The sequence below is a fragment of the Hyphomicrobium facile genome (assembly GCF_900116175.1).
Taxonomy (GTDB): Bacteria; Pseudomonadota; Alphaproteobacteria; order Rhizobiales; family Hyphomicrobiaceae; genus Hyphomicrobium_B; species Hyphomicrobium_B facile.
Window position 1 is genome coordinate 893,941 of sequence record NZ_FPCH01000002.1, and the last position, 10,554, is coordinate 904,494.

Below are 10,554 nucleotides of genomic sequence, written 5' to 3' on the forward strand. Positions count from 1 at the left end.
CTCAATCGCTCCAGACGATCGGCTTGATGAGGCCCGCTTCGACGAGGCTTTGGCTTCCGGAAAACTCCCGGCTGACTTCGCTATGAAGCGTTAGTTTTGGGTCTTTCTCGAAAGCCGACAGATAGCAGTGATATTCTATACTGTCGTTCCAGTAGCTCTTCTCCCTGACAGCCGTCTTTATGCGATCAGTGACACCCGGAAGAAATTTGAAGTGCAGAATTCCAATATAGCAATCCGAGACGAAGTTTTGCTCATAAGGCCAAAGGTAATGCGGATTGGCAAAAAGCTCACTCGCCGACATCTTGAACAACGGATATTTGGTAAGCTCGGGATTGAAGTTCACATCGATGTGCCCGAATGCGCGCTTCCGCGGTCCACCTTTCTGCGAGATTATCTCCGGATATTTTGCTTCTTTATAGGTTCCCGCATCGAAATAGGGAGAGTGCGTCCACAATTCCCCCTCTACCGAAGACGTATTCTCCAAAACTGGCCCGGCGGGATACATATCGATGAGCATGCCACGGCACCGCCTGATGCCTTGCAAATCCATTTGCCGCGCAAGATCTCCGAAATTCTTAGGGCCAATGCCGTCAAAGATCATGAGTTCATCGGCATCGGCATATAGAATCCAAGCCCCTTCTGGCCCGGCATCCTCGATAACACGATTGATCCAACCCTGCTTCCGTCGCCAGTCGAATGGCCCTGGGGCTTGATAGAGCTCCACATCGTGCTGTTCCCGAAGGAATTCGAACGTCCCATCTTCAGATCCGTTATCAATGAATATGAAGTGTTGGATGCCCGCAGCCCGGTAGTGCTGCACAAAGGCTCGAATCGTCAGAATTTCATTCTTCAGAACGCAAACAAGCGAAGGGACGCTAGAATCCCGGGCACTCTCCGAGTTCCGGATCTTGACGAGTTGCGCATCGGACATCTCGCGTCGCACACGGACCACATACTCCGGAGCGTAATCCTTCATATTCCAACGGTGCACTTTGGCTATTTCATCGATCGACCGATCTTTCTGAAATGCGGACGTTCCAATGTCCGTATCCGTCAGCGACTGGATCGCCAAGTTCGGAAAGGTAACGAAGCACCGGGTTGAGAAATCGCGCGTGATGGCACTGAGCGCGCCAATATCGAACGGCATCTCCATCATCTTCAAGCGGTCAAGGAGGTAGACCATTGCCTCAAATCGGAGGCCGACCGCATGTGAACCAACGGCTCCGCAAGAAGAGTAAAGTGTTGGTGAGCGCCACGCTACCCATGGCTCATTCCAGTTGTATTGAAGAGTGCCAAGCTGCAGCACGAGCCAGTCGCTGGGCAATTCTTCGATCAAGCGGCCGAATATATCTTTGGTACCGCGATGAAGGAGAACGTCGTCGTCGAAAACCAAAAGCGTTTCGATGCCATCTTGTATGGCCCGTTCGAGAATCTGTTCCCAGCCTCGTAGATACGCCCATGCACCGGCCGACCGTATTGCTTTCGCGCCATGCTTTTGTTCGAGTCTAGCCACTCTCGAGGCTTGGCTCTGATAGTGCAGATAGAAATCCTGCTCGTACCGCAACGTCCGCACTTCTTCCGAGACCGTACGTAGCGGCTGCTTGACATAGGCTTCATACTCGGCGCGGACGGCTGGATCGTTGCCATCGATTGCTGCGAAGCGTTCGGCACGAATGCCATGAAATGCCAGCTCCGCTTCGATAGACGCGCGCCTGTCGCTACGCCGGTCGAGATTGATATAGACGATGCGGTCGAAGAGATCGTTCAACGTCTTATGCTCGACCGTTTTGACCTCTGGCTTCGTGTCAACGGCCAGCGTGGAAGCGTCGTTACAATGAACCCATTGAGCGTTCATGCCTGCCAGCTTCGGAAGGCCCGAAGTCGACTCGCCGTTGGACGAAATGCCCTCCGCAAAAAGTCTGCTGCCCTGTTTCGCGAAGCTACGGAGACCAGCGAGTGTCGCTGTACACTCAGCGTTGTAGCCGATGCAGGCGATCTTCTGATTTCCCGGCCCTCCGCCAGTATCCGCGCCAACGGCAAGAAAGCCTGCCCCCCCAGGATACCGGGATAGAGAGGCGATGATATCGCTGTCCCATCCGGCGCCTGCGAAGCATAGATCATTTTGCGCCACGAAGACGTAATCCGGCGATATCGAACGCACGAAAGCTGCCGCCGCTTCCAACGCCGAAGCAAACTTTTCAGAGGCAGGCAGCACATGGATTTCGTGTTCTACCGCGAGAGCCTGCGCGGCACTGGCTAGTTCCTCGCAATTGCTTGCCGGCTGAACCACGAGCACCCAGTCGTAGCGAAGAGAAAGCGTTTGCTGCCACTTCTTTGCAAATTCGTTGAGCTCGTCGGCGTTCTGCACAACCGCAATCATGCAGAGCTTCGGGAGCAAACCTCGCTGCACTGTGAGCGGCTGGGCTCTTCTTATCGTCGCGTTTTGCACCAAAGAACTGTCAAACCGCGACCCGGATTTTTTGAGAGAGTGGGCATAAATTGTTTCCGTCTGCACGTCGCAAGTATTCTCACGGACCCAATGCTGCGGCCTTGCCGGCGTTATCATTGGAATGCGATGCCGCTGGGCGTAAAGCGCCAGCCAGATATCAGCTGAGTTGCAATAAAGGAAATCCGCCGATCTCATCTTGACGGCGGAGCTGTGAAAGCACAGCACGCCCGTACCTAAGATATGTACGGTCCGCTCTTCGGCGAGCGCATGAGCGAAATGGAAGGTTCGAGCCCGCGAAGTTTGCTCATGATAGGACCTCATTGGCTGCCGGATTAGAACGCCGTGCAGGCCAACGAGCACCCGATTATTTTGCTTGGCAACGCGGGTTGTAAGGACGCGCGCGAAGTCCGGCGGATAGATCAGGTCATCGTCGACGACAAGCCGATATCCATCATTTTCGACGGCATCAAGCCAGAAGAATTTCCCCGCATCGCCACGATCATCCCAGTCTTGGGAACGGCGAACTTCGATGCGTTCGTGCTTGAGAAAGTCAGGAACGGTATCATATCCGTTCAAGAAAACGCGGATTTTGTCGGATTGATGCAGCAGGCTCGCTACACAGTCCGCCAGCATATCGCGCCGGCTAGGGAGGCTGGCGAGCGAAGCGAATGTGACAGGTAGTCCCGCTGCCTTCTGCTCTAAAAAGACGGCATCCGAGTCGAGATGTTCGAGAGTGATCGAGTTAACCCGCCACGTCGCAGTGTTGCGCGTATCCTGAACCGCCAACCGCGCGGATATTGCGCGCGTCCTGAGCGGAGCGAAGGCAAGGATTTCATTCTTGCCCTCGCGGAGTACTTCTACCGGACCAAGAACGCGGGCGTCCCCGTCGAGCAAAGTCAAGATCAGGGGTTGCGAAGCCAGAACCTCGATTTCTATCGCAACTCGAACGAGCCCTCCTCGTTCTACTTCGAACTGGCCGATAACGTTGCCGGCATTTTTGCCGGGCATCGATGTGATCCACCCGTCCTTCCTTCTTCCGTCGATGACCGGCGGAATGTGCGTCGAAGGTACCGGCGCGGCAGTCGGAGGAACCATCGCGAGGGCCGACGCAGGCGATCGCAATACCGACCATTGGACGGCACTCAAGCTTCTAAGCCGCTTCAGCAGACGGCCCGATCGAACTTCGGATCGGGGTCCTCCGCTGTTCATTTTGCTTAAGAGAGGGGGCAATTTTTGGCCCAGCTTGAAACGCCGCCGCTGCCAGTGCTCCAGCGAAAGCGGGCGCATAATTTCGCGGCTTATTTTCGTATAGAGACGCTTTCGATGATCCCGTTTGAAAGGGCGCACCGCTTCGCGGATCAGCTTTCGCCGAAGTCGCTTCAACCGCCGTTCCGGCCGGACTTCGTCAGGCTTGGAAGCAAGAGCGGAAAGGCCCTGGAGCTGCATCTCCAATTTCTTGATCGAAGCCGCATGTGCCTCAATGGCTTTTGTCCACGCTCGTTGTTCCGCGAAGTGGTGACGAGCAGTGTTATCCAGACCGGTCACCGCGGCGCGTAGTCCCTCATAACGATCACGCAGTGCAGCTGTCTCAGTCGCAATCGATGCTTCGACCAGGTCGACCAGTTCTTTTTGGGCCGTCGCCGCCACCGTTTGACTGGCGATCTGATCATCGAGCCGCTGCGAAAACCGCTGCATTTCGCGGTTCCAAGCAGCTGTCTCACTCGCAATCGATGCTTCAACCTGGTTGACCAGTTCCTTTTGGGTCGTCGCCGCCGCCGTTTGACTGGCGATCTGATCATCGAGCCGCTGCGAAAACCGCTGCATTTCGCGGTTCCAAAATGAGTGTTGGGCGGCAAACTCACTCGAAAAAATGCCATTCGCCTGAGCGAGGTCGGCAACTTGAAAACGGAGGGTTTCAGTTTCCCGCGCAAGATCATCGTACTTCGCCGCCGCGGGAAGTAGCTCAGCGAGAGCGCTGACCTCGTCGCGCAGCCGATCGATTTCCGGAGCTTCGGTCGCTACCGGTAGCGCGAGTCGGCTTTCCAATCGCTCTATCCTGCCCAGCAGCTGCTCATGCGCCGCCGCGGCCGAAGCTTGCGCTGCGGCGATATCGCGAAGCTGGCGTTGAGATCGATGAATTTCGTGACCGGTAGAAATATATCGAGTAGCAAGGTTGCAACACAGGGCTGCGATCTCTGTATAACTTGCAATCTCTACGGGCACAAAAATGTGCGTGGCCGTATAGTTATGCGATCCTGTGACGATGTATTTGAACTCGGCTAAGTAGTCGAAAATTATGCGGAAGCTTTCGACGTCATCGCACTCCACGCAGACCACGGGACGGTCTCGTCGAATAATCTCGCGTGCCCCCAACAGGACATCGAGCTCCATGCCTTCGACATCAATTTTCACGAGTTTGACGGGGCCGCCAACATCGACCTTGTCCAAAGGAACGGCCCGAATAGCGCCTTCCTGAGCGGGTCGAATCCGAAAGGCTCCGAGGTTGTTCCGTGTCGACGAGGTATCCGCCGAAAAATGACGATCCTCAGGGCCAACGGCGACTGGCAACACATCGATTCGCCCGCCAAGCCCATTAGCGAGAATGTTGTGCCGAAGTAGTTTCACCGCCTCCGGGTTCGGCTCGAAGCATTTAACCCGGCACCCCACAACTCCCGCGAAGAACAGTGCATGGTTTCCGATGTTGGCGCCAACATCAAGTACGAGATCGTCTTCCCTCAAGAGCTTTGAAAGCGCTCTTAACAGCTCTATTTCGTAAAATTCGCCAGTTTTACTGATTGTCAGAAAAATATGGTCGTCAGCGTTGTCATGGAATACGTCAAAATCTTTGTTGGCCGACAAGAACCGATGATGCGCCAACGAAGCCCGCGCAACAGGGTTGGATCGACAATCATTCATAAGCTCTGCCCCTTCGAGCTTTGGTCCGCAAAATTATAGCAGTGCCCGCAGCCTGGGGGATTGTGCCGCAGGTGCCCAACGATGAGGAAGTTCAACCCCTTCATTTTGGATTGTGTACTAAAAAGCAGCGGCCATCAATTTGTCAATCTTCAATATCGTCCGGATAAAGACCATCCGAATACGTCCATATTGCCCTGAAGCTGCTCACGTCGATGAATGGCAGGACAGCAGTCGATTGTCTGGCACACAATAGCCGGCGGATAATTGGCGCAGATTTCGGTTGAAGTCTTAGCTCGGGCGGGCCCAATAGCATCTTTGGAAAACCACCGGATGCCGCGCTCTGAAGCGATCGACGCTCCGAATGCGAGGCATTTTCGCTGTCTCACTACGTCGACTCGCAACTTTTCGCGGCGGTTATATATGGCTCCCAACGTCGATGTGGTTCTCCCTGTGCGCAACGGCGCGAGGTATTTGCAGAGCGCTATTGAAAGTCTTCTCGCCGAAATAAAAATGATCTCGCGCATTATCGTTATTGATGATGGCTCAACAGACGACACCCCTGCCATTCTCTCCGGACTCGCTCTTTCGCCAAAAATCCACGTCATACGGCAACAGACTTCAGGGCTGATAGCCGCACTCAATCGCGGGCTCGAAACGTCTGACGCTCAGTTTGTAGCTCGCATGGATGCCGATGATGTTTCTTTAGTTGGGCGCCTCGAAAATCAAGTGCGGTTTCTTGAAACAAATCCGGGCGTCGCGGCCGTGGGCTGCCAAGTGGACTATATCGACGAGGACGGACATTCAACCGGCAGCAGAACTCATTACCCCACTGACCCAAAAGACATTCGAGAACAGCTTTGCAAAAGCTGCGTCGTTTGCCATCCGACCGTCCTAGCAAGGCGTGACGCTTTATTGTCTATTGGCAGATACCGGAACGTCTTCCAACACGCCGAGGATTATGATCTCTTTCTGCGATTGAGTGAGCAGTTTCAAATAGCGAATCTACCGGAGGTGTTTTTCAAATATCGGCGACATGGCGATCAGGTATCCAATTCGGGAAATATTCGCCAGTCGTTTTCACGAGACTTGGCCCTTTACGCCGCAAAAGAGAGACGGGCTGGCCGATTGGACCCGACAATAGGATGGACCGAGCCTCCGCGCTATAATGATGAGATTTTGCGGGGTAGCGCAGACCCAATGCTCCGCGATTTAGGGATTACGTATGAGGCAATCGAACAAATAAGCCACAAGCGCCCGGAACTGGTTTCCCGGGATGCAATTCTCAAGGTGCTTGATCTCGCGCGGCGGCGATATCTTGGCGAAGGTCGAAAGCAGCGCTACGGACTTGTCCGCAGGGTGGGGCGCCTCGCCTTCGAGCGTAATCATCTCTTATTGGCCGGCTATGCCACATGGGCGTTGTGGCAAATCCGAATAGCCGATAGCCGATGGTTTCGGCATGAGGGCCTCAAAATTTTATCCGCCGTGACGGCGTACTTTTTCTGCGATGCCTTCTTGGATGTTTCGGCCTGAACCCTGACAGCAGGTCACGGTCACCCCGAGCTTGATGATGTGCCCGCCTCCAGGATCGAGACGATCGAGAACAGCGTGAAGCACACCGCGCCGAGTCCGACCATTACGCGCGAGGGCACGAAGTAGCCGGCATTGGCATCCGTCGCTTCGAACAGGAATGCTGCGGCGAACAGACAGGTCAATGCGGTCAGAATCGGCAGCAGGGGAATGCGATTGGCCAGCGGAAAGCTTCGGCGCCAGACGAGCGCCAGAAGAAGCGCCTTCGACAGAATGCTGTAGCAGATGAGGCCCAGTCCGATCAGCACGATGCCCGGAGCGAGGCGATAGTCGTGATCGTTGCTGATCAGCACATAGATGCCGAGCAGGATGTTGACCGAGCCCATGACGACCACGATCCAGCTCCACATCATGCGCTCGCCCTCCGTGAACTCGTTGCGGATCTGGCGGACGATGGTTGCGACCAGGGCGGTCAGACTGAGGCAGATCGCAGACAGGCCAAACATCACATGGCCGGCTACATAGCCGGGCTGATCGCCTCGCATCAAAAGCCAATACGTCAACACGAATCCGACGATCGCGCAGATCACAGGAATGGCGATCAGCTGCAAGGCTACGTGTTTGGTGTGCGCGCCTTCGGGGGGCCCATCTTCCGGCTTTCGCCCAGCACTGACCGGAATAAGCGTGAAAACTGTGGACGCCGTGGCGACGGTGCTTACGCAGATCGCGACCAATCCAACTCCGATAGCGATGTGTCCGGCGACGATATGTTCTCCTGAACCGATCGAAGCGGTTAGGGCAATGCCATAGGCGACGGCGACGAGCGAAGCGATATATCCGGATGCCGGCAGGGCCAGGCGCCAGAACTCGCTGTAGCGATGTATCAGCTGGCGGATGATCGTCGCCGCCGTGGTGAACAGCGCGTAGCAGATCGCCGTCAGCGCAATATTGACGTGACCTGCAATGAAATGATTGGAGTCTGTCGCGCCGGACAAAATGTAAAGGCCAAATGCGAGACAAATCGCGCCCATTATCAGCGGGATGGCGCGGAACAGCACGCTAATCTCGAGGTTCATGATGACCTCTCGGGGTATCGTGGCGGAAGTGATCTGTAGGCGTCGTATTACAACATCATCCGCAAGCCGCAGTTCCTGCGCTGCTTAGCCCCCGCCAACTCGATTTTCGAATATGTCTACGATGACGAGATCACCCCGACCTCGCGGATAAGACACGAGCATGTCTGAGCACGTGGGTATGCGGCCGCACTCAGTGGCTGAAGACTGCCAATAAGCTCAGCGTTTTGCGAATAATTGACCTATACTGACTTCAAGTGCGCAGCTGGGGCTACGGGATCGGGCTTCATCGGTCTCGCGGCGGCACTCGCCACCAACGGCACGATAGGCGTGAACGCGATGGCGATCATATTAGGCATCGATCGCTGCAGGCCTTAAGCGCGCGCATTGACTTACCTTATCAGCGTCCGTCGCGTCGACGCGTGGTTCGGAAATCTTGATGCGAAGCTCCGCGCGCAAGCCGCCCTCCGAGCGGTTTAAAAGTGCGAAACTTCCCTTCGCGCGAGAAAGCGCAAGATCGACGATCGTGAGGCCGAGCCCGCTTCCGATGGCAGTCCGATTTCGCCCTCGAAAAAAGCTATCCCTCACATTGGGAAGCTCGTCGACGGGTATCCCGGGCCCCTCGTCATCGATGCGGATTACCGCGACGTTACCCTCTCGCTCGGCCGAACACCGCACGATGCCGGAAGGCGGTGAATGCAGGATCGCGTTCTCGAAGAGGTTACGAGCAGCCATCGCAAACACGATGGGATCAATGTTCAGCCGAATGCCGTCGAGGCTGCGATCGAAATGCACCTGCGCCGATTGCGATAGCTGGTAGCGTAGTTGCTCATCGACGAATTCCAAACTCTTGCGAAGCTCAATGCCATCCTCCGGCGGATAGACTTCACTCGATTCCGCCGCCGTTATATCCATCAGCTGGCGAAGCAGGCGGGATGTGCGATCGACACCGAAAGCAACCTGCCGAAGCGCATTATTGCGCACGGCCGCATCTTCGCTCGAAAGCGCTATTTGTGCTTGCACTTTCAAGCCCGCGATCGGCGTTCGCAACTCGTGGGCGGCGAATGCCGTAAAGTTTCGCTCGCGCTCGCGCGCCGCGGTGACGCGATCAAACAGGCCGTTGAGCGATTTGTTGACCGGCAGGATTTCGGACGGCGCTCCATTCTCGTCGAGCGGACTGAGATCAGACGCACTGCGAGTCTGAAGTGCGCGAGCCATCCGGTTCAAAGGGTCAAGTCCCCGGCCAACGCTCAGCCAAATGAGGGTGGCCATGATGGGGGCGATCAGCAAGAGTGGAATCAACAGCCCTTTTATTACGCCAGCGACGAGCCGCTCCCTCACCCGCACGTTGTCGCCAACAAGCACCCTAATTCCTGCCGCCTGGTTCTCGACGGCATAGACACGCCAGCGTTCGCCACCGACGCTGTTTTCCGAAAATCCCGACGCATCTCCAGTCAGCGGCGCCTCAGGTGCATCATCCGATCGCCCGACGAGCGAGCCGTCGAGGGCCCAAATCTGACAAGACAGCTGCCGCTCATACAGCGTGCGGTTTGCGGCTGGGTTGAGCAGGCTTTGCCCAGGACGATCGGAATGCTTCTCCTGATTGGTGATCAACGAACTCACCATTCGCGCCGCTTCGATCAGGCGGGCATCAAGCGCCCGCTCCACCTCGGCGCTCGTGCTGAAATAGATCCAACAGGCTGCACCCGTCCACGCGCCGCCAGTCGTCAGCATCAGAATGAGGAACAAGCGCGCGCGGATGGACCTCATGATGCGTCCTCATACAGCCGATAGCCGATTCCACGCACGGTCTCGATCACGTGATTGCCGAGCTTGGCGCGCAGGTGATGAATGTGGACTTCGACCGTGTTGCTTTCGACATCCTCCTGCCAGCCGTACAGCTTTTCCTCTAGCTGGCGTTTCGACAGGATTTGTCCGGGTCGATCCATCAAGACTTTCAGAATGGAAAACTCGCGCCGGGAAAGCCGCACCTGATCTCCGGATTTTCTGACAGTCATCGACGCGGGCTCGATCACAATATCCCGCCAGGCAATGGCTTCCGTCGCGCGCCCCGCGGCGCGCCGGATCAGCGCTCGCAAGCGGGCGGCCACTTCGTCCAGGTCGAACGGCTTTCCGAGATAATCATCGGCGCCGGCATCGAGACCCGTGATCCGGTCGACGACAGTATCTCGCGCCGTCAGCAACAGCACGGGAACGGTATTCCCGCGTTGGCGCAATGATCCCAACAGTTCCAAACCGGAGCCGTCCGGCAACATCTGATCGAGCACGATCGCATCGAACTCGCCAGCGCGCATCGCCGTCTCAGCGTCAGCGTAGTTCGCCGCGATCTCCACGGTGAAGCCGCTGAGATTCAATCCCACCTGCAAACCATCGAGCAGAATGGCATCATCCTCAACAACGAGGATCCGCATCGATCTTCCCATCCTCTGCTTCAGCGCAAAGCGCTCAGGTGCCGCTCGCCAAGGTCCCGGCAAGACCATCATCATGGCATCAGTTAGACGCCGCTTAAGGCTGGCTTAAGAAGCGAAAGATCTGCGACGTTTTCTACCCTCCGCGCGAAACGCGACA

Annotated in this window: 5 protein-coding genes; 1 reads left to right on the forward strand and 4 read right to left on the reverse strand. The window is 56.2% G+C overall.

Annotation, left to right across the window (positions count from 1 at the left end; all coding sequences use genetic code 11):
- Position 1 precedes the first annotated feature (1 nt).
- The gene (locus BM399_RS11115; protein ID WP_092867763.1) at positions 2–5,365 is read right to left on the reverse strand and encodes an FkbM family methyltransferase; all 5,364 of its coding nucleotides are present in this window, start codon (positions 5,363–5,365) and stop codon (positions 2–4) included.
- A 420-nt stretch (positions 5,366–5,785) separates the two neighbouring features.
- Between BM399_RS11115 and BM399_RS11120 the strand changes: the two genes are divergently transcribed.
- On the forward strand, positions 5,786–6,895 hold the full coding sequence (locus tag BM399_RS11120; RefSeq protein ID WP_177228133.1) for a glycosyltransferase: 1,110 nt from the start codon (positions 5,786–5,788) through the stop codon (positions 6,893–6,895).
- A 20-nt stretch (positions 6,896–6,915) separates the two neighbouring features.
- On the opposite strand, the gene BM399_RS11125 is transcribed toward BM399_RS11120, so the two are convergent.
- From BM399_RS11125 to BM399_RS11135, 3 genes are all read right to left on the reverse strand, one after another.
- Positions 6,916–7,968: a DUF2776 family protein gene (locus BM399_RS11125; protein ID WP_092867765.1), complete on the reverse strand. Its 1,053-nt coding sequence runs from the start codon at positions 7,966–7,968 to the stop codon at positions 6,916–6,918.
- A gap of 348 nt (positions 7,969–8,316) precedes the next feature.
- Positions 8,317–9,735, reverse strand: a complete 1,419-nt coding sequence (locus BM399_RS11130) for an ATP-binding protein (protein ID WP_092867766.1) — start codon at positions 9,733–9,735, stop codon at positions 8,317–8,319.
- The gene (locus BM399_RS11135) at positions 9,732–10,397 is read right to left on the reverse strand and encodes a response regulator (RefSeq protein WP_092868183.1); all 666 of its coding nucleotides are present in this window, start codon (positions 10,395–10,397) and stop codon (positions 9,732–9,734) included. Before BM399_RS11135 ends, BM399_RS11130 begins: the two co-directional genes overlap by 4 nt.
- Positions 10,398–10,554: the final 157 nt, after the last annotated feature.

What these genes read in the sequence shown, in the direction of transcription:
- BM399_RS11115 (WP_092867763.1), bottom strand. Translation starts at nt 5,365, where the DNA reads ATGAATGATTGTCGATCCAACCCTGTTGCGCGGGCTTCGTTGGCGCAT.
- BM399_RS11120 (WP_177228133.1), top strand. Translation starts at nt 5,786, where the DNA reads ATGGCTCCCAACGTCGATGTGGTTCTCCCTGTGCGCAACGGCGCGAGG.
- BM399_RS11125 (WP_092867765.1), bottom strand. Translation starts at nt 7,968, where the DNA reads ATGAACCTCGAGATTAGCGTGCTGTTCCGCGCCATCCCGCTGATAATG.
- BM399_RS11130 (WP_092867766.1), bottom strand. Translation starts at nt 9,735, where the DNA reads ATGAGGTCCATCCGCGCGCGCTTGTTCCTCATTCTGATGCTGACGACT.
- BM399_RS11135 (WP_092868183.1), bottom strand. Translation starts at nt 10,397, where the DNA reads ATGCGGATCCTCGTTGTTGAGGATGATGCCATTCTGCTCGATGGTTTG.